The sequence below is a fragment of the Actinomadura opuntiae genome (genome assembly GCF_030283205.1).
Classification (GTDB): Bacteria; Actinomycetota; Actinomycetes; order Streptosporangiales; family Streptosporangiaceae; genus Spirillospora.
Genome location: NZ_JASNWF010000009.1, coordinates 208,280 through 232,654 on the forward strand (window position 1 = coordinate 208,280; position 24,375 = coordinate 232,654).

At 73.0% G+C, this 24,375-nt stretch carries 27 protein-coding genes; 11 read left to right on the forward strand and 16 right to left on the reverse strand.

Features of this window, described 5'->3' with window-relative positions; all coding sequences use genetic code 11:
* Nucleotides 1-87: 87 nt before the first annotated feature.
* Nucleotides 88-1,431, forward strand: a complete 1,344-nt coding sequence (locus QP089_RS21135) for a serine/threonine-protein kinase (RefSeq protein ID WP_285913658.1) — start codon at nt 88-90, stop codon at nt 1,429-1,431.
* A gap of 45 nt (nt 1,432-1,476) precedes the next feature.
* On the opposite strand, the gene QP089_RS21140 is transcribed toward QP089_RS21135, so the two are convergent.
* The 5 genes from QP089_RS21140 to wrbA form a co-directional block, all read right to left on the reverse strand.
* A complete protein-coding gene (locus QP089_RS21140) occupies nt 1,477-3,048 on the reverse strand; it encodes a glycosyltransferase family protein (protein WP_285913443.1) in 1,572 nt (523 codons plus the stop codon).
* A 109-nt stretch (nt 3,049-3,157) separates the two neighbouring features.
* Complete coding sequence (locus QP089_RS21145) at nt 3,158-3,388, reverse strand: hypothetical protein (protein WP_285913444.1); 231 nt, start codon at nt 3,386-3,388, stop codon at nt 3,158-3,160.
* Nucleotides 3,389-3,397: 9 nt separating this feature from the next.
* Nucleotides 3,398-4,534: an inorganic phosphate transporter gene (locus QP089_RS21150; RefSeq protein ID WP_285913445.1), complete on the reverse strand. Its 1,137-nt coding sequence runs from the start codon at nt 4,532-4,534 to the stop codon at nt 3,398-3,400.
* A 166-nt stretch (nt 4,535-4,700) separates the two neighbouring features.
* Entirely contained in the window at nt 4,701-6,137 is a 1,437-nt protein-coding gene (locus QP089_RS21155) for an MFS transporter (RefSeq protein WP_285913446.1), read from the reverse strand.
* Between the two features lie 34 nt (nt 6,138-6,171).
* On the reverse strand, nt 6,172-6,828 hold the full coding sequence (wrbA, locus tag QP089_RS21160) for an NAD(P)H:quinone oxidoreductase (protein WP_285913447.1): 657 nt from the start codon (nt 6,826-6,828) through the stop codon (nt 6,172-6,174).
* A 92-nt stretch (nt 6,829-6,920) separates the two neighbouring features.
* Here wrbA and QP089_RS21165 point away from each other — a divergent pair, with 92 nt between their 5' ends.
* Nucleotides 6,921-7,379 carry a MarR family winged helix-turn-helix transcriptional regulator gene (locus tag QP089_RS21165; protein ID WP_285913448.1) on the forward strand — a complete coding sequence of 153 codons (459 nt, stop codon included), beginning with the start codon at nt 6,921-6,923 and terminating at the stop codon, nt 7,377-7,379.
* Nucleotides 7,380-7,391: 12 nt separating this feature from the next.
* On the opposite strand, the gene QP089_RS21170 is transcribed toward QP089_RS21165, so the two are convergent.
* On the reverse strand, nt 7,392-8,093 hold the full coding sequence (locus QP089_RS21170; protein WP_285913449.1) for a TetR/AcrR family transcriptional regulator: 702 nt from the start codon (nt 8,091-8,093) through the stop codon (nt 7,392-7,394).
* A gap of 227 nt (nt 8,094-8,320) precedes the next feature.
* Here QP089_RS21170 and QP089_RS21175 point away from each other — a divergent pair, with 227 nt between their 5' ends.
* Nucleotides 8,321-8,527 carry a tautomerase family protein gene (locus tag QP089_RS21175; protein WP_285913450.1) on the forward strand — a complete coding sequence of 69 codons (207 nt, stop codon included), beginning with the start codon at nt 8,321-8,323 and terminating at the stop codon, nt 8,525-8,527.
* Nucleotides 8,528-8,543: 16 nt separating this feature from the next.
* Here QP089_RS21175 and QP089_RS21180 read toward each other — a convergent pair whose 3' ends face one another.
* The gene (locus QP089_RS21180) at nt 8,544-9,125 is read right to left on the reverse strand and encodes a dihydrofolate reductase family protein (protein ID WP_285913451.1); all 582 of its coding nucleotides are present in this window, start codon (nt 9,123-9,125) and stop codon (nt 8,544-8,546) included.
* A gap of 66 nt (nt 9,126-9,191) precedes the next feature.
* Nucleotides 9,192-10,019 carry a helix-turn-helix domain-containing protein gene (locus tag QP089_RS21185; RefSeq protein ID WP_285913452.1) on the reverse strand — a complete coding sequence of 276 codons (828 nt, stop codon included), beginning with the start codon at nt 10,017-10,019 and terminating at the stop codon, nt 9,192-9,194.
* Between the two features lie 104 nt (nt 10,020-10,123).
* Here QP089_RS21185 and QP089_RS21190 point away from each other — a divergent pair, with 104 nt between their 5' ends.
* Nucleotides 10,124-10,564, forward strand: a complete 441-nt coding sequence (locus QP089_RS21190; RefSeq protein ID WP_285913453.1) for a YybH family protein — start codon at nt 10,124-10,126, stop codon at nt 10,562-10,564.
* Nucleotides 10,565-10,630: 66 nt separating this feature from the next.
* Here QP089_RS21190 and QP089_RS21195 read toward each other — a convergent pair whose 3' ends face one another.
* From QP089_RS21195 to QP089_RS21205, 3 genes are all read right to left on the reverse strand, one after another.
* Entirely contained in the window at nt 10,631-11,293 is a 663-nt protein-coding gene (locus QP089_RS21195; protein WP_285913454.1) for a DUF4097 family beta strand repeat-containing protein, read from the reverse strand.
* A gap of 300 nt (nt 11,294-11,593) precedes the next feature.
* A complete protein-coding gene (locus tag QP089_RS21200; protein WP_285913455.1) occupies nt 11,594-12,454 on the reverse strand; it encodes a phosphotriesterase family protein in 861 nt (286 codons plus the stop codon).
* Entirely contained in the window at nt 12,451-12,840 is a 390-nt protein-coding gene (locus QP089_RS21205; protein WP_285913456.1) for a carboxymuconolactone decarboxylase family protein, read from the reverse strand. The genes QP089_RS21200 and QP089_RS21205 overlap by 4 nt, the downstream gene beginning before the upstream one ends.
* Before the next feature lie 66 nt (nt 12,841-12,906).
* Between QP089_RS21205 and QP089_RS21210 the strand changes: the two genes are divergently transcribed.
* The 3 genes from QP089_RS21210 to QP089_RS21220 all read left to right on the forward strand — a co-directional run bounded on the left by QP089_RS21210 (nt 12,907) and on the right by QP089_RS21220 (nt 15,818).
* Nucleotides 12,907-13,470 carry a CGNR zinc finger domain-containing protein gene (locus tag QP089_RS21210; protein WP_285913457.1) on the forward strand — a complete coding sequence of 188 codons (564 nt, stop codon included), beginning with the start codon at nt 12,907-12,909 and terminating at the stop codon, nt 13,468-13,470.
* Between the two features lie 87 nt (nt 13,471-13,557).
* Nucleotides 13,558-14,364 carry an SDR family NAD(P)-dependent oxidoreductase gene (locus QP089_RS21215; RefSeq protein ID WP_285913458.1) on the forward strand — a complete coding sequence of 269 codons (807 nt, stop codon included), beginning with the start codon at nt 13,558-13,560 and terminating at the stop codon, nt 14,362-14,364.
* A gap of 107 nt (nt 14,365-14,471) precedes the next feature.
* A complete protein-coding gene (locus QP089_RS21220; RefSeq protein WP_285913459.1) occupies nt 14,472-15,818 on the forward strand; it encodes an FAD-binding oxidoreductase in 1,347 nt (448 codons plus the stop codon).
* A gap of 92 nt (nt 15,819-15,910) precedes the next feature.
* Here QP089_RS21220 and QP089_RS21225 read toward each other — a convergent pair whose 3' ends face one another.
* The 3 genes from QP089_RS21225 to QP089_RS21235 form a co-directional block, all read right to left on the reverse strand.
* Nucleotides 15,911-17,389: a DHA2 family efflux MFS transporter permease subunit gene (locus tag QP089_RS21225; RefSeq protein WP_285913460.1), complete on the reverse strand. Its 1,479-nt coding sequence runs from the start codon at nt 17,387-17,389 to the stop codon at nt 15,911-15,913.
* Between the two features lies 1 nt (nt 17,390).
* Nucleotides 17,391-17,963: an NADPH-dependent FMN reductase gene (locus QP089_RS21230; protein WP_285913461.1), complete on the reverse strand. Its 573-nt coding sequence runs from the start codon at nt 17,961-17,963 to the stop codon at nt 17,391-17,393.
* Nucleotides 17,964-18,155: 192 nt separating this feature from the next.
* On the reverse strand, nt 18,156-18,617 hold the full coding sequence (locus QP089_RS21235) for an ATP-binding protein (RefSeq protein ID WP_285913462.1): 462 nt from the start codon (nt 18,615-18,617) through the stop codon (nt 18,156-18,158).
* A 130-nt stretch (nt 18,618-18,747) separates the two neighbouring features.
* Between QP089_RS21235 and QP089_RS21240 the strand changes: the two genes are divergently transcribed.
* On the forward strand, nt 18,748-19,224 hold the full coding sequence (locus QP089_RS21240) for a phosphoribosyl-AMP cyclohydrolase (RefSeq protein WP_285913463.1): 477 nt from the start codon (nt 18,748-18,750) through the stop codon (nt 19,222-19,224).
* 36 nt (nt 19,225-19,260) lie between these two features.
* Here QP089_RS21240 and QP089_RS21245 read toward each other — a convergent pair whose 3' ends face one another.
* Nucleotides 19,261-19,992 carry a hypothetical protein gene (locus QP089_RS21245; protein WP_285913464.1) on the reverse strand — a complete coding sequence of 244 codons (732 nt, stop codon included), beginning with the start codon at nt 19,990-19,992 and terminating at the stop codon, nt 19,261-19,263.
* The gene (locus tag QP089_RS21250) at nt 19,989-20,720 is read right to left on the reverse strand and encodes an RNA polymerase sigma factor (RefSeq protein ID WP_285913466.1); all 732 of its coding nucleotides are present in this window, start codon (nt 20,718-20,720) and stop codon (nt 19,989-19,991) included. Before QP089_RS21250 ends, QP089_RS21245 begins: the two co-directional genes overlap by 4 nt.
* 121 nt (nt 20,721-20,841) lie before the next feature.
* Here QP089_RS21250 and QP089_RS21255 point away from each other — a divergent pair, with 121 nt between their 5' ends.
* The 3 genes from QP089_RS21255 (at nt 20,842) to QP089_RS21265 (ending at nt 24,352) form a co-directional block, all read left to right on the forward strand.
* Nucleotides 20,842-21,351 carry a hypothetical protein gene (locus tag QP089_RS21255; protein ID WP_285913467.1) on the forward strand — a complete coding sequence of 170 codons (510 nt, stop codon included), beginning with the start codon at nt 20,842-20,844 and terminating at the stop codon, nt 21,349-21,351.
* A gap of 2 nt (nt 21,352-21,353) precedes the next feature.
* Entirely contained in the window at nt 21,354-23,483 is a 2,130-nt protein-coding gene (locus tag QP089_RS21260) for a bifunctional polysaccharide deacetylase/glycosyltransferase family 2 protein (RefSeq protein WP_285913468.1), read from the forward strand.
* A gap of 260 nt (nt 23,484-23,743) precedes the next feature.
* Entirely contained in the window at nt 23,744-24,352 is a 609-nt protein-coding gene (locus QP089_RS21265; protein WP_285913469.1) for a TenA family protein, read from the forward strand.
* The last annotated feature ends 23 nt before the right edge of the window (nt 24,353-24,375 follow it).

Here is a 24,375-nt window from a genome sequence, read left to right on the forward strand (position 1 = left end):
CGCCGCAACCGCCGGGCAGTGGCAGACGATAATGTCTATTTGGACGTTCTCGTTCGCGCGGCGCCGTGCCCAAGGGGGTTGTTGCTCGTGGCCGACAGACGCGGGTCCCTGCTGGCCGGCCGCTATCGCCTGTTCGAGTTGCTCGGCCAGGGCCCGATGGGAGGCACGTGGCGGGCGCACGATGAGCAGTCGAACCGGCAGGTCGCGGTCAAGGAAGTGCGGTTCCCGGACGATCTCGACACCGCCCGGCGAGCCGAATGGGTCGCGCTGCTGGACAGGGACTTGCAGGCCGTGGCTCGGCTCAGGCATCCGGGCATCGTCGCCGTCCACGACCGCATCGTCGACGGCGACGGCCATCCCTGGATCGTCATGGAGCTGATCCATGGCCGCTCGCTGGACGACCTGGTCAGGACCGAGGGACCGCTCGCGCCGCAGCGGGTCGCGGACATCGGAGTGCAACTCCTGGCCACCCTGCGCGCCGCGCACCAGGCGGGCATCACCCATCGCGATATCAAGCCCGCGAACGTACTGCTGGAAGGCGATCGGGTCGTCCTGGCCGGTTTCGGGCTCGCGGCGGGCGAGGCGAATCCGGCCGGTTCGAACGCGCTCCCGCGGGCTCTCGGTTTCAGCTCACCCGAACAGGCACGAGGTCTCCCGGCGACCGCCCAGTCCGACCTGTGGTCGCTGGGCGCGACCCTCTACACCGCCGTGGAGGGGCACCCGCCGTTCAGCGGCGCCAGCAGCGGAGCCGTCCTCATCGCCGTGGCCGCCGACGAACCGGCTCCCGCCGTCCACGCAGGTCCCCTCGCGCCCGCGCTGGCCGGACTGCTGCGCAAGAATCCGGCCGAACGGCTGACCGCCGACCAGCTCGAGGCCCTGCTGACCCGGCCACCGGTGCCCGCACAGCACGGCGCGATCCCGCCCCACCCCGCACCACCCGGCCAGTACGCTCCTCCTACTCCGCAGCCGTTCGCTCCCGGCGGCCCGCCACGTCGAAGGCCGGCCGTGCTCATCGCGGTGCTCGTCGCAGCGGCACTCGCGGTCGTCATTGCCGTCACGGTCACCGTCTTGCTGATGACGCAGCGGACCGACCCGGCCTATGAGAACAACCGGCGTGCGGCGAAAGAGCTCGGTGCGCCCGCCGGCTTCGACCTGAAGTCGGAACGCAACGCCGGAGACGGCGTGCTGCACGAGACGCTCGTGAAGTCGTGCCCCGGCCGGTGCACTGAGCAACAGGTGAGGGAGGAGACAGTGGCGACGGCGAACTGGCTGAAGACCAAACCGGGCGTCCTGGCGGTAGTCCCCGTCCCTTCCCAGGACGGATTGACCGGCTCCATCTCGGTGCGGACGAACGGTCGTGCTCCCATCGCCAACGTCCAGATCACCCTGAGCCGGTCCGGACAAGTCCTCCTCCAGCTCGATGTCGGCTGAGCCGCTGCCATCGAGCAAGGGGCCGTGAAGACGTCGTCCGGACGCTTATTGTGCGAGCCGGTAGACGCGGACGACGTGGTCGGGGGTTCCGTAGACCTGTTGCCAGCGAGGTCCCGTCCAGGTCGGATCGGCCAGCATGGGTTGAGCGGCCCTTCGGCAGACCGCGCACAGCCGTCCGCTGTCGGTGTCGTACAGCACGAGAAGGTCTCCCGGCCGTGGCCCCTCGGACTCCGGACGGACGGCGCGGATCCGGGTCGACCACGCCCGTCCACCCCAGGCGCCGTCCTGGTAGACCCGGAGCACCTTGCCGGTGCGGGGGTCCGCCCACACCCGGGAGCCGGGGCTGTCGTGATCGTGCATCCACGAACGCAGCGACTCCATCTGGGTGCCGCCGCCCGCCCGGGTCGACGGCGCCTCCCACCAGGACCGGGCGGCGGTGACGCAGGTGATCAGGGCGACGGCCAGCACCAGCCCGGCCGGCAGGACGAGCCGCAACCGCGCCCGATCGGGGAGCCGCCCGGCCAGGGGCACCGCTCCGAGCCAGAGCAGCCCCAGCCCGCCCAGCACGAACTCGGGAAAGACGGGGAACCAGTACCGGATCAGCTGGAGCCGCAGTTTGGGAGCGCTGGGGTCGAGGACGCCGCCGAGCAGGGTGAGCGGCACCCACAGCAGCGCGCAGGCGACGACGGGGACCGCCATCCGGCGCGGCCGGAGCAGCCCGCCCAGCAGGGTCAGGCCGAGCAGGGCGACAAGCAGATCGCCGTCCGGATACGTCTGCAGTGTCTTGGGCAGCCGGAGCACGTACAGCATCCGTGGCTTGTCGCGGTAGGTCGAGGCGATGTCGGGCGCCGACGGCCGCTGGCCGTGCCCGGTGATCGCCAGGACCCGTGCCAGCGGGTCACCGTAGAGCCGCCAGCACAGCAGGAGTTCGGCGGCCCCGATCACCACGATCGGCACCATCACCCAGACCATTCCGGGCAGGCGCACCCTGCGGTACAGCAGCACCAGGACCACCGGCCACATGAAGACCACGAATTCGCGGGCCAGGTAGGACCAGCCGAGCAGCATTCCCACCGTGAGCAGAAGCGCCCTGCCGGGCGGGTCCGGCCGGCGGGCGGCGGATACGGCCAGAGCCGCCGCACAGGTGAACAGACCGGCCGCGAGGACGTCGGGCAGCAGGTCCGTGGAGTCGGCGAAGACCGGCGTCGCCGCGGCCACGACCAGGGCGCCGGCCGTCCCCACCGACCGGGCGAACAGCGCGGTACCCAGCGCGTATGTGCCGAGGAGCAGCGTCAGCGCGGCCAGCACGGGCACGGTCGCGTAGGCGGCCTGCGAGTACCCGAACACGGCGATGGCCAGGCGAGCGGGAACGATCAGGCCGAACCGGGTCACCTGGTGCATCTCCGTGGTGGCCTCGATCGGCTTCGGGAACCGCGCCGCGGCTTCCATGTAATTGAGCTGGTCGGACGGGACGGGAGTGCGCAGATGGGTCAGCAGGACCACGAGCCAGGCGAGCACGAGACCACCCGGCAGCAGCCACGCCGAAACCGCCCGACGGCGATCCACCGAGGGTGACGGGGCCGCGCGTTGAGCGGCGGCGGTCAGGTCCGCGGACATGGCGAGAATGTGCCAGCTCTTGCCGGTATCCGGGCGTCACCCCGATGGCCAACGGATGAAATCCTGAAACTCGCCCGATTCCCCGGCCGGGAGCAGGGTGCGGTGTGCGTCAGTGGAACTGAGGGACGATCAGATAGATCCCGTAGACGATGATGGCGGCGCATGCACTGAAGCACAGTGCGGCGGTCACCGTTGGGGCGGCCGACGAGCGGTCCTGTCCCTGGCTGGTCTGGCGGGCGGACGCGGCCAAAATGCCCAGGGAGAAGATGACCACCACGGCGACCGTGGCGCCGAGACTGACCACGAACACCTGGCCGAGGGCGCCCCATTTGATGTCCATGTCAGCCTCCTAGGCGGCGGTGGGGAGCTGCTCGGAAGACCGTTCCGGCGTCTCGTTGACGTTCGCGGGACGCATGGGGGCGCGGCGGGACATCAGGTAGATTCCGGCGGCGAACGCGACCGCCGCGACCGCGGCGATGACGACGCCGGCGTTGCCGTGGGTGGCCACCGAGGCGGCGAGCGCGCCGACCGCGGCGGCGGCCGGGAGGGTCAGCAGCCAGGCCACCGCCATCCGCCCCGCCACCGTCCAGCGGATCTCGGCGAGCCTGCGGCCGATGCCCGAGCCGAGGATCGCGCCGGAGCACACCTGGGTGGTCGACAGCGCGAACCCCAGGTGGGAGGAGGCCAGGATGACGGCGGTGGAGCCCGACTCGGCCGCGAAGCCCTGCGGCGACCGGATCTCGGTGATGCCCTTGCCCAGCGTGCGGATGATGCGCCAGCCGCCGATGTAGGTCCCGAGCGCGATGGCCAGGCCGGCGCCGGCGATCACCCACACCGGCGGGTCCGAGCCCGGGTCCAGCGCTCCGGACGAGATCAGCGTCAGGGTGATGACGCCCATCGTCTTCTGCGCGTCGTTGGTGCCGTGGGCCAGGGACACCAGGGACGCCGAGGCGATCTGCCCGAGCCGGAAGCCCGTGTCCACCGTCTCGCGATGCCCGCGGGACGTGATCCGGTAGGCGAGGTAGGTCGCGGTCGCCGCAACGAAACCGGCGACGAACGGCGCCGCCACCGCCGGGATGAGGATCTTCTCCAGCACGGTGTCGAAATGCACGCCGGCCGAGCCCGCGCTGAACCAGACCGCGCCGATCAGCCCGCCGAACAGGGCGTGCGAGGAGCTCGACGGCAGGCCGAGGAGCCAGGTCAGCAGGTTCCACACGATCGCGCCGACCAGCCCGGCGAAGACCATCGCGGGACTGACCAGCCGGTCGTTGACGATCCCGCCGGAAATGGTCTTGGCCACCTCCACCGACAGGAACGCGCCGGCCAGGTTCAGCGCCCCCGACAGCGCGACCGCCACCTTCGGACGCAGCGCGCCGGTCGCGATGGAGGTGGCCATCGCGTTGGCGGTGTCGTGGAAACCGTTCGTGAAGTCGAAGGCGAGCGCCGTGACGATCACGACGACCACCAGGAATGTCACATGGTCCATGAGCCGGGCCTTCCGGACGGATGCCGCGACGCTAATCCGCGCAAGTGAACCCGCCGTGAATCCCAGGGCCCTTTCTCGCACCACCGCCGCTGAATTCCCAACGCCCGCAGCGACGGACCCGCAGCCGACCGGCCGGGGCCGCTCGCGCCGGTCCGGGTGCCTTCGTTCAGTCGGGCGTCGCGCGCCGGTGCTGTGGCAGGAGCAGGCCGGCTGCCGCGATGGCCAGGGCGAATCCGGCCGCGATGAGGAAGACACGGTCGTAGCCGGCGGCGAGGGCGGCCGGGGAGTTCCCGCCGTGCGCCGCGCGGGTGGCGGCGGTGGCGAGCACCGCCAAGCCCAGCGATCCGCCCGCCTGGCTGGCGGTCTGGGCCAGCCCGCCGATGGTCCCGGCGTCGCGGTCGGGGACGTCGGCGGTGGTGGCGGCCATGAGGGTGGGGAAGGTCAGGCCGATGCCGGTGGCGATGAGCAGGGTGGGTCCGAGGATGCCGCTGAGGTAGCCGCTGCCGGCGTGGGCCTGGGAGAGCCAGCCGAACCCGGTCAGGAAGCAGGCGCCGCCGGCGAGGATCAAGGGCCGTACGCCGGTGCGCGGCAGCAGCGCGGCGGCCGATCGCGCGATCACCATGAACGTCACCGCCGCGGGGGTCTGCCCGAGCCCGGCTTGGAGCGCGCCGTAGCCGAGGACGTTCTGCAGGAACAGCGAGGTGAAGTACCACATCGCGATGGCGATCCCGCCGAACAGCAGCAGCATGCCGTTGCCGACGGCCACCCTGCGGATGCGCAGCAGCCGCAGGGGCATCATCGGGTGGGCGGCGAAACGTCCCTCCACCAGGATGAAGACGGTGAGCAGGAGCAGGCCGGCCGCGGCGGGCACGAGGACCGTCGGGGACGTCCAGCCGTGGTCGGTGCCGTGCATGATCCCGTAGATCAGCGCGGCCGGCCCTGCCGTGCCGGTGACCGCGCCGGCGATGTCGAGGGTCTCTTCCCGGGCGGTCCGGGTGCCGGGCAGCGCCCGCACGGCCGCCGCGATCAGTACGGCGCCGATCGGCACGTTGATCAGGAAGACCCATCGCCAGGACAGCCCGGTGGTGAGGGCGCCGCCTGCGACGGCGCCGGCCATCCCGCCGACACCGCCCGCGGCCGACCACGCGCCGAACGCGCGGGCGCGCCGGCGGCCCTCGGGGAAGCTGGTGTTGATCACGGCCAGCGTCGTCGGGGCCAGCAGGGCGGCGCCCACGCCCTGGACGGCGCGGGCCGCCACCAGGACCTGCGGCAGGGGCGCCAGGCCGGCGACCAGGCTCGCGGCGCTGAACAGCACCAGTCCGGCGGTCAGGATCCGGCGCTGCCCGAACAGGTCGGCGGCGCGGCCTCCCAGCAGCATGAGGCCGGCGAAGGTGAGCAGGTAGCCGTTCACCACCCAGGCCAGGCCGGCGGGCGTGAAGCCGAGGTCCCGATCGATCGAGGGCAGCGCGACGTTCACGATGGAGGAGTCCAGGATCACCATGAACTGGCAGGCGCACACCAGCGCCAGGATCATCCACGCGGGCCCGGTCCGGGCCTTGGCATGGCCGCCGGTCGTGGGGGTCGCGGAGAGCTGGGAGGTCACGAGAGTCTCCTTTAGGCGGGAAGGGTCCGGCCGCTCACGCGGTCTGGAGGGTCGTTTCGGCCCCGGACGCGGGGTCGGTGGCGCGGCCGCCCGTCAGCAGCCGGATCGTGATCCGGGCCAGCCGCTGCCCCTGGTAGCGGGCGGCGTCCAGGGCCGCGTTCTTGAGGTCGTCTCCGGTCGGTCCGGTCACGGCGGAGACGCCGTAGGGGTTGCCGCCGGCGGCGTACACGGCCGGGTCGGTGAACCCGGGCGGGATGATCAGCGCACCCCAGTGGTAGAACACGTTGCCCAGCGACAGGATCGTGGCCTCGCTGCCGCCGTGCCGGTTGTAGGCCGAGGTGAAGGCCGTCACCGGCTTGTCGGCCAGGGCGCCCTCCCGCCACAGCCCGCCGGCCTGGTCGATGAACTGCTTGAGCTGCGCGGCCGGCGCGCCGAACCGGGTCGGCGTCCCGAACGCGAACGCGTCCGCCCACGCCAGGTCCTCGACCGTGGCCTGGGCGATCGTGGCGGCGGCGTCGGCGTGCTCCCGCCACTGCGGGTTCTGGTCGATCGCGGCCTCGGGCGCCAGTTCGGCGACCCGCCGCAGGCGCACCTCGGCCCCGGCCGAAGCGGCGCCCTCGGCAACGGCCTGCGCCAGGGCGTGCACGGTGCCCGTGGCGCTGTAGTAGACGACGGCGACCTTCGCGGTCATGACGGCTCCCTGATGGTTGCGTACAGTTGGTTACGCGAATAACGTTATCCGCATAATAGTTATGCGCATAACTAATCTGTCAAGGAGTGCCCGTGGAGTTCGACCAGGCCGACGCCATCAACCAGGCCATCCGGCTGCTGAGCCTGCGCCACCGGGCCAGGACCGCCGAACTGCTGGCCCCGCTCGGGCTGCACCCCGGCCAGGAGGCGCTCCTGCTCGAACTCGTCCGGTCCGGCCCGATGATCCAGGCCCAGCTCAGCGAGGCGCTCGGCGTCGAGCGCCCCAGCGTCACGCTCATGGCCCGCAAGCTCGAAGCCGCCGGCCACATCCGCCGCAGCCCCGCCCCCGGCGACCAGCGCGCCACCGTCGTCGAACTCACCGACGGCGGCAGAGCCCTGACCGACCAGGTCAAGCGGCTATGGTGCGCCCTGGCTCAGGAGACCGTCACCGGCCTGGCCGGACAGACGGTGGCAGGGCTGCCCGGCCTCCTGACGTCCCTGGCCGGCAACGTCGACACCCGGCGCCCCCACCCTCGCCGCGACGCCGGCTGAGACGCGTCCGCATCATTGGTCGGGTTGCGTGATGCGCTCGAGCCATCGCCGCAGGAGGGCGGTCTCGGCCGGCTCCAGGGCATCGGTTCCGGTGAGATCGAGTTGCGCGTGCAGGCGCAGCGCGGCGGCGCGCAGCGGGTCGGCGTCGTTCTGGACGGCCGTCGTGGCCAGGACGTGCGAGAACACGGCGTCGCGCATGCGGTGGGACGGCGCGGGGTCCTCGAACAGGGCCGGTGCGGCGATGTGGTCCAGGGCGGTCCCGATGTTCGCCGACAGGATCAGCCGCGCGGCGGTTCGCGGCTCGAGCTTCAGCGCGCCCGCCGCCGCGCACCGCGTGAGCGCCTCCACCAGCAGGTCCATCACGCGATCCCGGGCCGTCGAGTGCGACCACGGCCGCGGAGTGAACATCAGCTGGTAGAGGGCCGGATTCGCCCGCGCGAACGCCATGTGGCCGTCCCAGCCGGCGTGCAGGTCGGCGACCGGATCGCCGGTCCGCTCCTGGGCGGCCTTGAGCGCGGTGTACCGCTCGTACCCGTGGTCGGCGACGGCGTCGAGCAGCCCGCGCTTGTCGCCGAACAGCCGGTAGAGCACGGGCTGGCTCACGCCGACCGCCTCGCAGACCGCGCGCGTCGCGATCTCATGGTCTGAGGACGACGCCAGCTGCCGCTCCGCGGCCTCGATCATCGCCGCGCGAAGCGGGTCCGTCTCTGCCATGCGATCAATGATACCGCCAGACGCTAGCAGTGGTACGGAGCCTGTGCTACTGTCGTAGCGTCGATATGAGAGATGCGTATCGCCGATAAGGATCCATGCTTCCTGGCGAGCCCGGCCGGGCACTGGATCAACGGGCAGGTCGTGCGGGCGAACGGCGGGACCATCTGATGGCCGCCGCGCGACGGACCGCTTCTCTCTGAATCACCACCACACGAAAGGTCGTCATCATGCCGTTCGCCAACCTCAAGGTCCCCGCCGACACCCTGACCCCCGAGTCCAAGAAGAAGCTCATCGACGCCGTCACCGATGCCTACGCCGACGTGTACGGCGAGCGCGCCAGGGCGACCACCCTGGTGCTCGTCGACGAGGTTCCCGATGGCGGCTGGGGCCTCGGCGGCACCGTCCTCACCGCCGAGATGCTCGGCCGCAGCTGACCCGCCCCCGGATCGGTCATCGGCGCACTCGGTAGCGCAGGTGGAGGACCCGGTTGCCCTGGATCACCACGTCCGGGTCCTCCAGCAGGTGCTGGGCGTCGACCGGCCCGAAGTAGCGCTTGCCGGACCCGAACACCACGGGCGCGACGTCCATGGCGACCTCGTCGACGAACCCGGCGGCCAGGAGTTGGCCGCCGACGTCGCCTGCGGCGACCTCGACGGTGCGGTCGCCCGCGAGTTCCTGGGCCGTCGCCATGGCGGCCTCGATGCCGTCGACGAAGTGGAAGGGCGCCTCGGGGTTCCAGCCGTCGGGCATCGGCCGGTGCGACACGACGACCATGTGGTCGACGCCGCTCGGCGGCGTGCCGCCCCAGCCGCCGGTCATGTCGAAGACGTGGCGGCCGACGATTGTCACCGCGATCTCGTCCCAGTACGGCCGGATGTAGTCGTAGGACGCCTGCGACACCTTCACCGGCCCGGTCTCGTCCAACGGGACGTCACCGCCGGACATCCACTCGAACAGCGGGCCGACCTGGTCCTTGCCGTCGGCGATGAAGCCGTCCACCGACACCGTGCCGTACATGACCACCTTGCCCATGGGCCCTCTCCTGTGCTCGGGAAGTGCCCATACTGGCGTGCTGGAGGGGCCGGCTCTTGTAAGAAATCAATCGGCCGGCAGCGGCCCGACGTCGAGCGCATGGCCGGGGTGTTCGCGCAGGAACCGCCGCCGGACGTCGACGTACCGGGTCGGTGTCAGCCCCGTGAACGCCCGGAACTCGTGGCCGAAGTGGGCCTGGTCGTAGTAGCCGGCGCGGTCGGCGAGGGCGGCCCAGTCGACCGGTCCGGTCGGGTCGATCGCCCGGACGGTGGCGGCGAAGCGGTAGGTGCGGGCGAGTCGCTTGGGCGTGACGCCGACGAGCTCTTTGAACCGCTGGGCCAGGTGAGTGCCGCTGACGCCGGCCGTCTCGCTCAGCTCGCCGATCGCCACCGACCCGGCGGCCGCCGCGATGACCCGGCCGGTGTGGCGGACCAGGCCCAGGCCGGTGGTCTCGCGGAGCCGCCGCATCAGCTCGTCCTCGAGCAGCGCCAGCATCGCGTGCGGCCCGGCCGCCGTGGTCAGCCGGTCCCGCAGTTCGGCGATGGCGGGACGGCCCCAGACCTGCTCCACCGTCACCGGCACGTCGCACAGCTCGGCCGCGGGCATCGGCAGGAACGGCGCCAGCCCCCACGGCTTGAAGTGCACGCCGACCGACCGGGTCCCCGGCGGGTAACCGAACCGCATCGCGCGCGTGGGCATGGTGAGCACGCATCCGTCGGCGTACTCGGCCGTCTCGACGCCGATTCGGAACGGTGCCCCGAGGTTGACGATGAGCACCGCCGAAGGCATCGGCGGCAGCGTCAGCAGGGGGTAAGGCGGCGCGCCCTCAAGGTAGTAGAGGTCGTCGATCAGCCCGTCCAGCGGCGGTCGCGGTGCTCTCGACACGTACTGCACGCCTCACAGCATCGCCGACGTCCGATGACGGCCTGACATGTCGAGGCGCTGTGTCGTCGTACTGGTGTAGCGAGTTTCCACGCTAGGGAAGGGGACGGTTCGTGATGCCTACGCAACGCACGGCGGACGAGGCCGAGATCAGGCAGCAGATCAACAAGATTGCCGAAGGGATCCGCGTCAAGGACCTGGACGCTCTGGAGCGGATCTACGCAACAGATGTCGTGTCCTTCGACGTCGAGCCGCCGCTGCAGCACGTGGGGGTGGCGGCGAAGATGAAGAACTGGGCGAACGTGTTCACGTTCTTCAAGGACGTGGCGTACGAGATTCGCGACCTGGACGTCACCGTGGGCGGCGATGTGGCGTTCGCGCACTGCTTCGCCCGGCTCAGCGGCACGCTGGGGAACGGCACGGCGACGAGCGGCATGTGGGTCCGCGGCACCTTCTGCTTCCGGAAGATCGACGGCGTTTGGCTGATCGTGCACGACCAGGCCTCCGTGCCGTTCGACGTCCAGAGCGGCAAGGGAGTGACCGACCTCCAGCCCTGACGAACACGACCGCGCCCCGTCCCTCAAGGTGAGGGGCGGGGCGGTGGCCCGCGGACGCACCGGGCTTCAGCGGCTGCGGGCGGTGATGTCGCCGTGGGAGGTCGTGGCGTGGATGTTCAGGCCGGCGGTGCCGTCGTTCTTGAGGCTGTTGGTGATGCGGCCGTGCGCGGTGCCGGCGTCGAGAGAGGCCGAGACGCCGGGGGCGGCGTCGACCGAGATGTCGCCGTCCTGGGTGTGCAGCACGACCGTCCCACCCATGGCCTGGGCGATCCGGATGTCGCCCTGCGCGGTGCTGATCTGCGCGGCGCCGCCCAGGCGGCCGATCTCGATGTCGCCGGCGGTGGTGGCGAGGCGGGCGCCGGCGGTCTCGTCCAGCTTGATCTTGCCGTGCGCGGCGTCGAGGGCGACGTCGCCGAGCCGTCCGACGGCGCGGAACTCGGCGCTGGCCGCCGTCGCCTCGACCCGCGAACCGGCGGGCAGCTGGACCGTCACCTCGACCGATCCGGAGGAACCGAAGTACTGGTTGCCGGCCGCGGCCCGGACGCGCAGGACGCCGTCGGCGAACTCGACCGTCGTCCGCTCGGCCGCCTTCACGTCGCGCCCCTTGGCGGCGTTGACGGGCCGGACCTCGACCGCGGTGTCGGTACGGTCGGCCGCGATGAGCTGGACGCGCCCGGCGGGGACGTCGAGGACGGCGGCGATCGGGGCGGGGGTGTCGAACTTCTGCATCGTGCGCTCCTTGCGGCGTGCTTGTTTCTGACATTGGAAACGCTACGTTGCATTCAAGATTCCGGCAAGTGGCTCGTTGCACGTATCGAGCATCTGTGCAGCTAGAGCCGTGAAAATCATTGCAATTATCTGCTAGATAACGCAATGACGAGCATGCTTGTTGCAATGAACTAAGGTGAACGCTATGGCCGACCCATCCCGCACCGGGCCGCCGCGCGCGGCGAGTGGCCGGTGCCTGCCCGGGCGCCCGGGGCGTCCATGCCGGAATCATGGTGTGGGAGGCCGTGCTCAGGGGCCGGGTTACCAGGTGAGGGCGCGGGCGGGGTTGGTCTCGAAGATCGCGGTGGCGGTGTCCTCGCCCAGCTGGGCGGCCACGCGGGGGCGCAGGACGCGGAGCAGGTGGGGGATGCCGGGGGCGTCGGGCGTCGTGGTGTCGCCGCCCATCAGGATCCGGTCGGTGTGGCCGGCCTCCACGAGGGCCGCCAGGACGTCGAAGAGGCGCCAGTCGGTGGCGTGGTGGGCGCGGGACGGGCCGTCGAAGCACAGGTAGGCGCCCGCTTCGGCGGCGCGGCGGTGGACCCAGGGGTCGGGCGAGCGGTTGAGGTGGCTGAGGATCACGCGGTCCGGCGGGACGCCGAGGGACGCGCAGAGCAGGTCGAGGACGTCCAGGGCGGCGGTCCCTTCCTCGAGGTGGACGCCGATGGGGGCGCCGGTGGCGTTGGAGGCCTCGGCGGCGGCGGTCAGGGTGTGCCGGGCGTGCTCGTCGAGCCCGTGGAAGCCGCCGGCGACCTTGATCATGCCGGCCGGGCCCTCGGTGAGCTCGCGGTGGAAGAGCGCGGCGAGGCGCGGGCGGACCCGGGTGAGGACGTCCGGGTCGTAGTGGACCGCCTGGTGCAGGCCCGTGGCGGCGATGATGTGGACGCCCGCGGCGGCGGAGAGGTCGGCCAGGTCCCGTTCGCGGCGGCCGAGGCCGTAGGGGGTCCAGTGGGCGATCGTCCGGCCGCCGAGGCCGGCGAAGGTCCGCAGGTGGGCGGCGGCGCGGGCCGGGTCGTCCAGCTCCTGGCCGGGCAGCCGGGGCGTGCGCAGGAACAGGTGGTCGTGGGCGTCGCAGACGCCGAGGTCGGCGGGGTCGACGTCGCCGAGGACCGTCCGGGCCCTCATCGGGCGTCGCCCAGGGCCGCGGCGGCGACGCGCAGGCCGGCGAGCGCCTTGGGGACGCCGACGTAGGGCGCGAGGTGGACGAACGCCTCGATGATCTCCTCGCGCGCCATGCCGAGCCGCAGGCAGGTGCGGACGTGCCCGGTGAGCTGCGGGTCGACGCCGCCGAGGGCGGTGAGCGCGGCGAGGTTGAGCAGCTGGCGGTCGCGCAGGGACAGGCCCTCGCGCTGGTAGGTGCCGCCGAACAGGCTGGTGACGATCCAGTCGGCGAAGCCGGGGGCGAGGTCCTCCAGGGCGGGGAAGGTGGCCTGCCGGGTGGTCTCGTCCTGGAGGACGTCCAGCAGGCGGTGGCCTTCGGCGCGGTCGAGGGCGGCTTCGGTCAGGTCCATGGGCACTCCTTGTAACGGCTGAGGCGTTACAGATTAGCGTAACGGATGAGGCGTTACAATCGGGCCATGGTGAAGGAAGACCCGGGGGCGTTCCGCCTCGACTGCGGCGCGACCTGGCTGAACCTCCTGGCGACGAAGGGCCGGGCGTTCGGCGCGCGGCCGGTCGAGCGGATCCCCGACGTGCGGCGGTTCGCCGAGTGGCTGGAGGCGTGCGAACTGGCCCCGGTGCGCGCGGTGGACGCCGGTGACCTCGAACGGGCCCGGCGGTTGCGCGAGACGCTGCGTCCGATCGCGCTGGCGACCGTCGATGGTGAGCCCCCGTTGCAGGACGACGTGCAGACGCTCGCCGGCTTCCTGAGCGCCCCCGATCCGGTCGAGCTGGCCGTGGACGGACGTCTCGTCCGGGCAGCGCCGGCCGACGGCGGCGCTGCGCTCGACCGGATCGCGCGCCAGGCCGTCGACCAGCTGACCGGCCCGGAGCGCGCCTTCCTCAAGGTGTGCCCGGAGGACGACTGCCGGGGCGTGTTCGCCGACCCGGCGGACCGCCGCCGCTGGTGCCCGTCGCCCGCATGCGCCAGCCGCGGACGTGTCCGCGCCCTGCGCGCCCGCCGCAACGCCGAAGGCGTGTAGCCGCCGCTGCAACCGGGGCCCGCCGGGCGGGGTTCATGGGGCGTCGCACGCCGGAAGGAGGCGTGCGCGCCGACGAGAGGAAAACCCATGGATCTGCGGCTCACCGGGCGCGTGGCGGTCGTCACCGGCGCGTCGAAGGGCATCGGCCTGGCCGTCGTCCGGACGCTGCTGGAGGAGGGCGCCCGCGTGGCCGCCGTCTCCCGCAAGCCGAGCCCGGAGCTCGACGCGCTCGCCGGTCCGGACCTGCTGCACGTGGCCGCCGACCTGATGGACCCGGACGCGCCCGCGCTCGCCGTCGAGCAGGCCGTGGAGCGGTTCGGCGGGCTGGACGTCCTGGTCAACAACGCGGGCGGGCCGCCGCCCGGCGCCGCCATGCCCCGCTTCGGGTTCGGGACGCTGACCGACGACGACTGGCGCGACGTCTACGAGTTCAACGTGATCGCCGTGGTGCGGGCCGTCCGCGCGGCGCTCCCGCACCTGCTGCGCAGCGACGCGGCGGCGATCGTCAACGTCTCGTCGGTGAACGGGCGCCGCCCGGCGCCGATGAACTTCGACTACAACGCCGCGAAGGCGGCGCTGAACAACCTGGCGAAGGGCCTGTCGGAGGAGTTCGGCCCGCAGGGGATCCGGGTGAACACGGTCTCGCCCGGCCCGGTCCGCACGGACTGGTGGACGAAGGACGGCGGCGCCGCCGACATCATCGCGCAGGGCACCGGCTCGGACCGCGACGCGGTGCTGAACGGCGGCGCGGCCGAGATGATGAGCCTCACGACCGGCCGGATGGCCGAGCCGCAGGAGGTCGCGGACGCGGTGGCGCTGCTGGCCTCGCCCCGTTCGGCGAGCACCACGGGCGCCGACGTCGTGGTCGACTCCGGCTTCCTCAAGGAGCTGTAGTCATAACTGTGGCTGCTCAAGCCTAGAAGAACCATCTCTTTGACTTATGAAAAGTCGGCGACCAGCATGGGTGGTGAGCGAGAGAGAAACACCTGGAAGGAGCCACGATGAGCACGTTCGGGACGGTGCGGGGCGCGGTGATCGAGCCCGGCGACCACGGCTACGACGCGGAGCGGACCGGGTTCCAGACCGCCGACCCGCACCGTCCGGACGTGATCGTCGTGGCCGCGGACGCGGAGGACGTGCGCACCGCCGTCGAGCACGCCGCCGCGCGCGGCCTGCCGGTCGCCGTGCAGAACACCGGGCACGGGCTGCCGCTCCCCGCCGCCGGCGGGCTGCTGATCAGCACCCGCGAGATGACCGGCGTCCGCGTCGACCCGCGCGCCCGGACGGCGTACATCGAGGCCGGCGTGCGGTGGGCGCGGGTCGTCGCGGACGCCGCGCCGCACGGGCTGGCGCCGCTGAGCGGGTCGTCGCCCGGCGTCGGCGCGGTCTCCTACACGCTCGGCGGCGGGATCGGCCTGATGTCGCGCCGGTACGGGTTCGCGGCGGACCACGTCCGGTCGATCGACGTGGTCACCGCGGACGCGCGGCTGCGGCACGTCACGCCGGAGAGCGACCCGGACCTGTTCTGGGCGCTGCTCGGCGGCCGCGCAAACTTCGGGGTGGTGACCGGCCTGGAGATCGGCCTGCTGCCGGTCGCGGAGCTGTACGGCGGCGGCCTGTACTTCGACGCGGACCTCGTCCCCGAGGTGACGACCACCTGGCGGGAGTGGACGGAAACCGTCCCCGACGAGCTGACCTCGTCCCTCGCGCTGATGCCGGTGCCCGACGTCCCGGCGTTCCCGGAGCCGCTGCGCGGGCGCCATGTCGCCCATGTACGGATCGCCTATGTCGGGGACGCGGCGGAGGGCGAACGGCTCATCGCGCCGCTGCGGGCGATCGGGCCGCGGCTGATCGACACCGTGGACACGATGCCGTACACCGACTCCGGCCTGATCCACAACGAGCCGCCCGTCCCGATGGCGTACCGCGCGTCGAACGCCGCGGTCCCCGAGGTGACCGGCGATCTGGCCCGCGACCTGCTGGAACTGGCCGGTCCCGGCGCCCCCGACCGGGCGATCGTGGAGATCCGGCACCTCGGCGGGGCGATGGCGAAGCCGCCGGCCGTCCCGAACGCGGTCGGCAACCGGGAGGCCGGTTACCTGGTCGGCCTGCTGTCCAAGCTCGGCCCGGACGCCACCGGTGTGGACGAACTGCACGCCCGGTTCGACGGCCTGCTGGAGGGGCGGGCGTCCGGGCGGGTGCTCAACTTCCTGTTCGGCGCCGCCGCCACGCCCGACCAGGTCCGCGCCGCGTACGAGCCGGAGACGTACCGGCGGCTCACCGAGCTGAAGGCGCGATACGACCCGGCGAACCTGTTCCGCCTGAACCACCACATCCCGCCTGCCTAACACCACGGACGCGAGGCCCCGCAAGGCGGGCACGCCCTCCGGGCCCTCACGGCGGAACCCCCGATCCGGATCTCGGAACGGGGTTTCCGGCGTCACTTCTCCGGGGTCCGGCGCGGCAGGAACAGCGCCGGGACCAGGGCCAGCGCCAGGAGCGCGAGCGCGAAGGCGTAGGTGTGCTGGAACGCGTCCGACAACGGGCCGGCGATTGCGTCGTGCGCCTGAGGCGAAAGCCGGTGGACGGCCTGGAGCGCGCCGCCGTCCGGATCCCCCTGGACCAGCCCGCTCATCAGCGCGGACAGCACCACCGACGCCAGCGCCGTCCCGATCGCCCCGGACGTGGTGTTGACCAGGTTCACCGTGGTGCTCGCCGTCGGCGCCTGCTCGTGCGACATGCCGCGGGTCGCCGCGGTCATCGTCGGCATCATCGTCGCGCCGCCGCCCGCGCCCATCAGCAGCATCGCCGAGCACAGCCCCCAGTAGGAGGCGTCCGCGCTCAGCTGGACGGTGAACAGCGCGAACCCGGTCAGCGCGGTCGCGATCGACACCGGGACGAGCCGCCCCGGCGGGACCCGGTCCGCGATCCGCCCGGCGACCTGCATCGCCGTCCCCGACCCGAGCGCGAACGGGATGCCGAGCAGCCCGGCGACCGTCGCGCTCTCGCCCCGCACGACCTGCATGTAGAGCGGGAGGAGCAGCATCGTCCCGAAGTAGCCGGCCGCGAACAGCGCGAGCGTCCCGGTCGCCGCCGCGAACGTCCGGTCGCGGAACGGCCGCAGGTCGATCAGCGGGTCCCGCACCGTGAGCGCCCGCACGACGAACGCGGCGATCAGCAGCGCTCCGCCGGCCAGCGGGACCAGCACGCGGGGCGAGCCGAAGTCGCCGCGCTCGCCGCCCGCCGTCACCCCGTAGAGGAGCGCGGCGAGGCCGGGCGAGAGCATCAGCAGCCCGAGGACGTCCAGGGGCCTGCGGGCGCCGGCGGTGTCGCGGGGGAACGTCCGCGCGGCGAGCGCCACGACCGCGACCGCGATCGGCAGGTTGATGAAGAACATCCACCGCCACGACACCTCGTCGATCAGCCATCCGCCGACGACCGGCCCGGCGAGCGGGCCGACCAGGATCGCCAGCCCGAGGGTGCTCATCAGCCGGCCGAGCCGGTCCGGGCCGGCGGCGCGCAGCAGGATCGTCATGCCGACCGGCATCACCAGGCCGCCGCTCAGCCCCTGCACGGCGCGGAACGCGATCAGCGACTCGATGTTCCACGCCAGCCCGGCCAGCACCGACCCGGCGGCGAACGCGGCGATCGCCGCCAGGTACAGCCGCCGCGCGCCGAACCGCCCGATCGCCCACGCCGCCGACGGGATCACCGCGCCGAGCGCCAGCGAGTAGCCGGTCGCGACCCACTGGACGGTACCGAGCGGCGCGCCGAAGTCGGCCGACAGCCGGTTCACCGCGACGTTCACCACGGTCTGGTCGAGCGCGATCATGATCGAGCCGAGGACCAGCACCAGCACGATCGCCCTCGGCCGCGCCGCCGGTCCCGCCGCCGGCGGGGCCTGCGCCGTCGTCGTCATGTCAGGCCCCGTACGGGCGCGCGGCCCGGGCGTCGCGCAGCGCGTGCCCCCACCAGGCGAGCTGGTCGAGCATGCCCTTTGCCGCCGCGCCGGCGCCGTCCGGGTCGGTGGGCCGGCCGTCCTCGCCGAACCAGTTCCACGGGGCGTGGAAGCTGACGGAGTCGCGCATCGTGACCGCGTGCAGTTCGGCGAAGACGCCGCGCAGGTGCTCGACGGACCGCAGCCCGCCCGACACCCCGCCGTAGGAGACGAACGCGACCGGCTTGGCGCGCCACTCGAAGAAGTGGCTGTCGATCAGGTTCTTGAGCGTGCCGGGGAAGCTGTGGTTGTACTCGCAGGCGATGACGACGAACGCGTCGGCGTCCTGGAGCTTGCGGGTGATCTCGTCGAAGCCGTCGGGCGTGGGCGCGCCGAGCCGGCTGGGCGGCGGAGCGTCCGCCGCGTCGACCAGATCGATGACCATGTCGTCGCGCTGCCCGGCCTGCTCGGCGAACCAGGCCGCCACGGTCGGGGCGAAGCGCCCCTCCCGGGTGCTGCCGGTGATGACCGCGACGCGAAGAGGTGTGGTTTCCATGCCGTTGACGCTAGGAACGGACCGACCGGCCGGGCATCTGTCACCCGACTGGCCTCCCCACCGGTCACCCCGCCCGGCCCGGCCGGACGACGGCCACCGCGAACGTCGGCTCCCCGGGACCGTTTCACGAGGCTCCCAGCCGCGACGCGATGCTCACCGCCGCATCGACGACCCTGTGCGGCGCCGGGCGGGTCAGAGCGGGCAGGGGTGGCTGCAGGCGGTGCGGAGGCCGGTGGGGACGCGGAACTCCGCCCATACCGCCGTGCCGCCGAGCGCCCGGTGCGAACCCCACGCCGTGGACAGGGCGTCGACCAGCCGCAGGCCGCGGCCGTCCTCGTCGCACGGGTCGACGCGCACGCGCGGGGCCACGGCGGTGCCGCCGTCGTCGAGGACGGTCACGCGCAGCACCCCGTCGGCGGCGCTGACGATGACCGTCACCTTCCCGCCCAGGCCGGACGCGGTGTGCTCGCAGGCGTTGGCGACCAGCTCGTCCACGCACAGGGCGATGTCGGCGAGGGCCTCGGCGTCGATGTGCGGGGCGACGCGGAGCACGAACGCCCGCGCCTGCGGGGCGGAGCGGGCGACCCCCGGCAGGGTGGTCGTGCCGAGGAGCCTCATGGGACCGCGGGTCCGGACCGTCATACCCCGTGTCATCGGATCACTCCCTTTCGTGAGTGCTCCGGCCAGCATGGGTCCGCGGATCCGGCCGCACAATCGCCTCCGGTGACAAGCCGGGCCCCGCGCATTCGCCGTTTCCGCAGATGCATCCGGCGGACGTGCGACGATGCGTGCCGACATCGACGCGCACGGTGACCGCGAGTTGCCGTCGGCGTACCGGCGCAGGGAGGAGCACGGGGTGAACGAACTCGAAGAGGGAACGCGGCTCGACCTGGACTTCGGCAAGCTCCGCGCCGTCGCGGCGACCGGATCGGAGGTCGTCCCGGTGGTGCTGCAGGACGCCGCGTCCAAGGACGTCCTGTTCATCGGCTACGCCAACGAGCAGGCGCTCAAGGCGACGCTCGACGAGCGGATCGCGGTGCTGTGGTCGACGTCGCGCAACGAGCTGTGGCGCAAGGGCGCCTCGTCCGGCGACGTCCTGGAACTGGTCGACGTCCGCGTCAACTGCGAGCAGAACTCCCTGCTCTACCTGGTGAACCGGACGACCGGCGGCGCCTGCCACACCAAGGACGCGTCGGGCAAGGCGCGCCCGACCTGCTACTACCGGTCGGTCGCCGGCGAGGGCGCCCTCCGCCACGACTGACACCGGCCGCCGGGGTCGGCGGCGCCGCGTTCGGCATCAGGATCCAGGGCGGGAACGAGGGGCGGGGACGTGCGGCTCGGGATGCTCGATCGCGGGCGGTCGGTGGCCGGACCCGTTCCCCTTGCCGTTGTCGCCGTTGTTGCCCTGCCCGTTGCCGTTCCCGGCGCCCTTGCGCTTGCCGGGGTTCGGGGTCTTCTTGGCCTTCGGGGTCTTCTTGGCCTTCGGAGTCCTGCTCTTGGTCTGCCCGGGGGCGGCCGTCTTGCCGTGCTCCGGCTTGCCCTTCGGTGACGTGCTGGGCCGGGGACGCTGCGCCGGGGTCGCGCGCGAGGGCGTGGAAGGCGACGGCGACACCCCGTCGCCGTGGTGCCAGGACGTGGCCGGCGTGCGGTGCGGGGACGGCGAGGGCTCGGGGGACTGCCCGGGCAGGTACCCGGTGCCGGCCGCGACCGCTACGCCGCCGAACGCCGCCAGCGTCACGGCGACCACGGCGACCTTGACCGTCGCGTAGCGGGGCAGGGCGGCCCAGCGGGACGCGCGCGGCGCGGGCCGCGTCCGGGCGGCGCGGAAGGCGGCGGCCGCGGCGTCCTCGCCGGCCAGCTCGCCGGGACGCGGCGGCGCGGCGGCGGCCGACAGCAGCGCCCGCAGCGCCTCGTGGCCGTCGGCGGAACCGGCCTCGGTGCCGCCGTGCGCGGGGCTCGCCGGAGCCCCGTCGAGCAGCCGCTCGGCGGTGCGCTGGTCGAGCCGTCGGGCTCGCTGGTGGTCGCTCATCTCACCCCTTCAGCGCCCGTACCGCCGCTTTTGTCACTCCCGGCACCCGGCAGCGTGCCCGCCTGCGGCGCTGGAGCGGTCCCGGCGGCCGCCCCGGCGGAGTCCGCGGCCGCCTCGCGGGAGCCCGCGGCCGCCGCCTCGGAAGCCTCGGAAGCCTCGGAGGGCGCGGCGAGCCGTTCGGTCAGCCGGCGCAGGCCGCGGTGGGCGGCGGTGCGGATCGCGCCGGGGCGCTTGCCGAGCACCTTGCCCGCGGCCTTGGCGTCCAGGCCCATCACCACCCGCAGCAGCACCGCCTCGGCCTGGTCGCGCGGCAGCCCGGCGATCAGCCGCAGCGCGTCCTCGGTGGCGATGCCGTCCAGCGCGAGCGCCTCGGTGTCGGACGGCCCGGCGAGCGTCAGCAGCTCCTCGGCGGGCGCGTCGGCGGCCGGGCGGCGGGCGCGGCGGCGCAGATGGTCCAGGGCGCGGTGCCGGGTGATCGTGGCGGTCCAGCCGCGGAACCCGTCGATGTCGCCGCGGAAGCCGGGCAGGTCGCGGGCGATCTGCAGCCACGCCTCGGAGGTGACGTCCTCGGCGTCGGCGCCGACGAGCGCGCCGGCGAAGCGGATCAGCCGGGGCTGGACGTCGCGGTAGAGCACGCGGAAGGCCTCCTCGTCGCCCCCCTGGGCCGCCCGGAGGGCACGGTCGAGGTCGTCCCCGCCGTCCGCGCCCCTCTGCCGCACTCCCGTCACCCGCGTCATTGTGCAGGCATTTCCCGTTCGGTGTGACATGGACGCGGTGCTCGGCGCTGACCGTTTCGAACGGCCGCGCCGCCGCCGCGCGTGCGCGCCGTTCGTCCCCTAGTGCGAAGCGATGGACGCCATGATCCGCGATGTACCCGCCCACCGGGCCGTACCGGCCGACGAGTCCGGCGTTTCCGCAGGCCAGAGCGGGGCTCCGGTGTTCGTGGACGCGACCGGGCGGCGCCGCAGGCTGGCCCGGCGGATCGGCCTGGCGGCGGGCGCGGTGCTCGTGGTGTTCCTCGGCGCGCTCGGCGTCGGCGCGGCGACCGGCGCGGCCGTTCCGATGACGCCGTGGGACGGACCGTCCGCGCACCCGCGCGTGGGCGGCCACCCGTCGACCGCCGCGCGCGCCGCGAAGGGCGGCTCGGCGGGCGGCCGTCAGGGCGCGAAGCCGGGGCAGCGTCCCGAGGCCGCTCCCTCGGGTGCCGGGGCGCCGTCCGCGACGTCCAGGCGGGGGGCCACGACGGCGCCCGCGCCGTCCGCGCCGAGCGCCAAGCCCACGGCGACCGCGTCCGCGAGCCGTCCGGGCAACTCCCATGCGTCGCCGCCCGCGTGGGGGCGGAAGAAGAAGTCCGGCTGACGGTGCGGCGAGGCGAACCGCGGGGCCACTGGCTCCTGCTGCTGCTCGGCGGCCTGGCGCTGAGCGTGCTCCTGCTGCTGGACGGCTACGCGCACGGCGCGGTCGGCGAGGCGCCGCGCAAGGATCCGGCGCATCCCGTCCCGGCGCCGCGGGCCGCCACGTCCGGCGGCCCCGTGATCAACATGGCGGGCGGGACGCCGCGCTCGCTGCGGATGCCCGCCAGGACCATCGCGCTGACCTTCGACGACGGCCCCGACCCGACGTGGACGCCGCGGATCCTCGACGTGCTGCGCCGCCACGGCGCGCACGCCACGTTCTTCGCCGTGGGCGCGCACGTGGCCGAGAACCCGGGGCTGACCCGCCGCGTCCTGCGCGAGGGCAACGAGATCGGCTCGCACACCTACACGCACGTCGACCTGGCCACGGCCCCGGCCTGGCGCGCCCGCCTGGAACTGGACCTGACGCAGCGGGCGCTGGCGGGCGCGGCCGGAGTGCACACGCGGCTGATGCGGATGCCGTACTCCTCGGTCCCGGACGGCCTGACCATCCCGGAGTGGCGCGCGGCCCGCCGGGCGGGCGAGGACGGGTACGTCGTCGTGCTGACCGACCGCGACACCGAGGACTGGACCCGGCCCGGCACCGCGAAGATCGTCCAGACGGCGCTCGCGGCCGGGCGGCCGAACGAGGGCGCCGTCGTCATGCTGCACGACGCGGGCGGCGACCGGGCGCAGACGGTCGCGGCGGTCGAGCGGATCATCGACCGGCTCCAGCCCCGCGGCTACCGCTTCACCACGCTCTCGCAGGCGCTGCGGATGCCCGCCGCCGACATCGCCGTGCCGCGCCGGGAGAAGGCGGTCGGCTGGACGCTCGTCGCCGCGCAGCGGGCCGCGTCCGCGCTCACCGGGTGGCTCGGCGCGCTGTTCGGCCTGGCCGGGGCGCTGTACGTGCTGCGGCTCGTGATGCTGCTGGTGTTCGCGCATGTGCACGTCCGGCGCGTCCGGGGGCCGTCCCGCCCGGCGCCGCCGGAACGTTGCCCGGACGTTTCGGTCATCGTCCCGGCCTACAACGAGGAGGCCGGGATCGCCGCGACGGTCCGGTCGCTGGTCGACACCGACTATCCCGGCGCGTTCGAGGTGATCGTGGTCGACGACGGCTCCACGGACCGCACCTCCGCGATCGTCGAGTCGCTCGCGCTGCCGGGCGTGCGGCTGCTGCGCAAGCCCAACGGCGGCAAGCCCAGCGCCCTGAACGCGGGCGCCGCGATGGCGCGCGGCGAGATCCTCGTGCTGGTGGACGGCGACACCGTGTTCCAGCGCGACGCCCTCCGGCATCTCGTCGCGCCCTTCGCCGACCCGCGCGTCGGCGCGGTGAGCGGCAACACCAAGGTCGCCAACCGGGGCGGGATCCTCGGCCGCTGGCAGCACATCGAGTACGTGATCGGCTTCAACCTCGACCGCCGGATGTTCGACGTGCTGCGGTGCATGCCGACCGTCCCGGGCGCGATCGGCGCGTTCCGCGGGCCGGTGCTGGCGCGGATCGGAGGCGTGCCGGCCGACACGCTCGCCGAGGACACCGACCTCACCATGGCGGTCTGCCGGTCCGGGCACCGCGTCGTCTATGAGGAGAAGGCGCTCGCCTGGACGGAGGCGCCGTCGTCACTGCGGCAGCTGTGGCGGCAGCGGTACCGCTGGTGCTACGGCACCATGCAGGCGATGTGGAAGCACCGCCGGTCCCTGGTGGAGCGCGGCGCGTCCGGCAGGTTCGGCCGCCGCTGCCTCACCTACCTGGCGGTGTTCCAGGTGCTGCTGCCCCTGTTCGCGCCCGCCGTCGACCTGTTCGCCCTGTTCGGGATCGTCTTCCTGAACCCGCTGGGGCCGATCCTGCTCTGGGCCGGGTTCGTCGCGGCGCAGGTCGCCGCGGGCGCCTACGCGCTGTGGCTGGACGGCGAACGCATCCGCCCGCTGTGGACGCTGCCGCTCCAGCAGTTCGCGTACCGGCAGCTCATGTACCTGGTCGTCGTCCAGTCGGTGGTCACGGCGCTGCTCGGCTCGCGGCTCGGGTGGCACACGATCCGCCGCACCGGCACGTTCTCCGACGTCCCTCCCGCGCCGCAGCCGGCCTCGCCCCGCTGATCGGTTCGGATTCCGATGACGGGGCCGGGAACAATCCCGGGGGCCCCATCGGTTACACATAACAGCCGGTGTGCCTGGTGTCCCCGGGCCTCACCTATTGCCTTCACGGAATACCGTCCGGCTGGAGCCGTGTTGAGCCTTTCGCCGAGAGGCGACCCACACACCGGTGCTTGACCACGGCCCCGCCGGGCCTCACAGTCCGGCGGGGCGTGGTCGTTTCCGGGGTGATGCCAGACTTGGGTGATGCCAGACTTGCCGGCATGAGTCTCGCGGCGCATCTGGAGGAGCTCGGCCGTCCGCTGGTCGAGGAGCAGCTGAAGCACCCGACCGTCCTCGGCATCGCGAACGGGGACCTGGACGAGGCCGTCTTCCGCTCCTGGCTCGAACAGGACTACCTGTTCCTGCACGACTACGTCCGGGTGTTCTCGCGCCTGGCCTGGCAGGCCCCGTCCGCGCACCTCGGCGACCTTGTCGACCTCGCCCACGCGACCTACCACGACGAACTGGAACTGCACCGGTCGCTGTCGGCCGAGTTCGGCGCCGACCTGGACGGCGCCGACAAGGGTCCGGCCTGCGCCGCCTACACCGCGTTCCTGCTGGACAGCGCCGCCGACTACGCCGACGGGCTCGCAGCCCTGTACCCGTGCATGTGGGGGTATTCGACGCTGGGCGTCCGCCTCGCCGAGGACCCGCCGGCCGAGCCGCGCTACCGCCGCTGGGTCGACACCTACGCCGACCCCGGCTTCGCCGAGCTGACCCGCCGCATCGCCCAGATGATCGACGAGTCGGGAGCCGACCCCGACCGCGCGGAACGCCTGTTCCTCGACGGCATGCGCCACGAGCTGGCCTTCTGGGACGTCCCCCTCTAGCCCCAGGAAGTTTCACATGAAAC

Coding starts and splice junctions, on each gene's coding strand:
- QP089_RS21140 (WP_285913443.1), bottom strand. CDS start 3,048: ATGTCCGCGGACCTGACCGCCGCCGCTCAACGCGCGGCCCCGTCACCC.
- QP089_RS21145 (WP_285913444.1), bottom strand. CDS start 3,388: ATGGACATCAAATGGGGCGCCCTCGGCCAGGTGTTCGTGGTCAGTCTC.
- QP089_RS21150 (WP_285913445.1), bottom strand. CDS start 4,534: ATGGACCATGTGACATTCCTGGTGGTCGTCGTGATCGTCACGGCGCTC.
- wrbA (WP_285913447.1), bottom strand. CDS start 6,828: ATGACCGCGAAGGTCGCCGTCGTCTACTACAGCGCCACGGGCACCGTG.
- QP089_RS21170 (WP_285913449.1), bottom strand. CDS start 8,093: ATGGCAGAGACGGACCCGCTTCGCGCGGCGATGATCGAGGCCGCGGAG.
- QP089_RS21175 (WP_285913450.1), top strand. CDS start 8,321: ATGCCGTTCGCCAACCTCAAGGTCCCCGCCGACACCCTGACCCCCGAG.
- QP089_RS21180 (WP_285913451.1), bottom strand. CDS start 9,125: ATGGGCAAGGTGGTCATGTACGGCACGGTGTCGGTGGACGGCTTCATC.
- QP089_RS21190 (WP_285913453.1), top strand. CDS start 10,124: ATGCCTACGCAACGCACGGCGGACGAGGCCGAGATCAGGCAGCAGATC.
- QP089_RS21195 (WP_285913454.1), bottom strand. CDS start 11,293: ATGCAGAAGTTCGACACCCCCGCCCCGATCGCCGCCGTCCTCGACGTC.
- QP089_RS21200 (WP_285913455.1), bottom strand. CDS start 12,454: ATGAGGGCCCGGACGGTCCTCGGCGACGTCGACCCCGCCGACCTCGGC.
- QP089_RS21205 (WP_285913456.1), bottom strand. CDS start 12,840: ATGGACCTGACCGAAGCCGCCCTCGACCGCGCCGAAGGCCACCGCCTG.
- QP089_RS21210 (WP_285913457.1), top strand. CDS start 12,907: ATGGTGAAGGAAGACCCGGGGGCGTTCCGCCTCGACTGCGGCGCGACC.
- QP089_RS21215 (WP_285913458.1), top strand. CDS start 13,558: ATGGATCTGCGGCTCACCGGGCGCGTGGCGGTCGTCACCGGCGCGTCG.
- QP089_RS21220 (WP_285913459.1), top strand. CDS start 14,472: ATGAGCACGTTCGGGACGGTGCGGGGCGCGGTGATCGAGCCCGGCGAC.
- QP089_RS21225 (WP_285913460.1), bottom strand. CDS start 17,389: ATGACGACGACGGCGCAGGCCCCGCCGGCGGCGGGACCGGCGGCGCGG.
- QP089_RS21230 (WP_285913461.1), bottom strand. CDS start 17,963: ATGGAAACCACACCTCTTCGCGTCGCGGTCATCACCGGCAGCACCCGG.
- QP089_RS21235 (WP_285913462.1), bottom strand. CDS start 18,617: ATGACACGGGGTATGACGGTCCGGACCCGCGGTCCCATGAGGCTCCTC.
- QP089_RS21240 (WP_285913463.1), top strand. CDS start 18,748: ATGCGTGCCGACATCGACGCGCACGGTGACCGCGAGTTGCCGTCGGCG.
- QP089_RS21245 (WP_285913464.1), bottom strand. CDS start 19,992: ATGAGCGACCACCAGCGAGCCCGACGGCTCGACCAGCGCACCGCCGAG.
- QP089_RS21255 (WP_285913467.1), top strand. CDS start 20,842: ATGGACGCCATGATCCGCGATGTACCCGCCCACCGGGCCGTACCGGCC.
- QP089_RS21265 (WP_285913469.1), top strand. CDS start 23,744: ATGAGTCTCGCGGCGCATCTGGAGGAGCTCGGCCGTCCGCTGGTCGAG.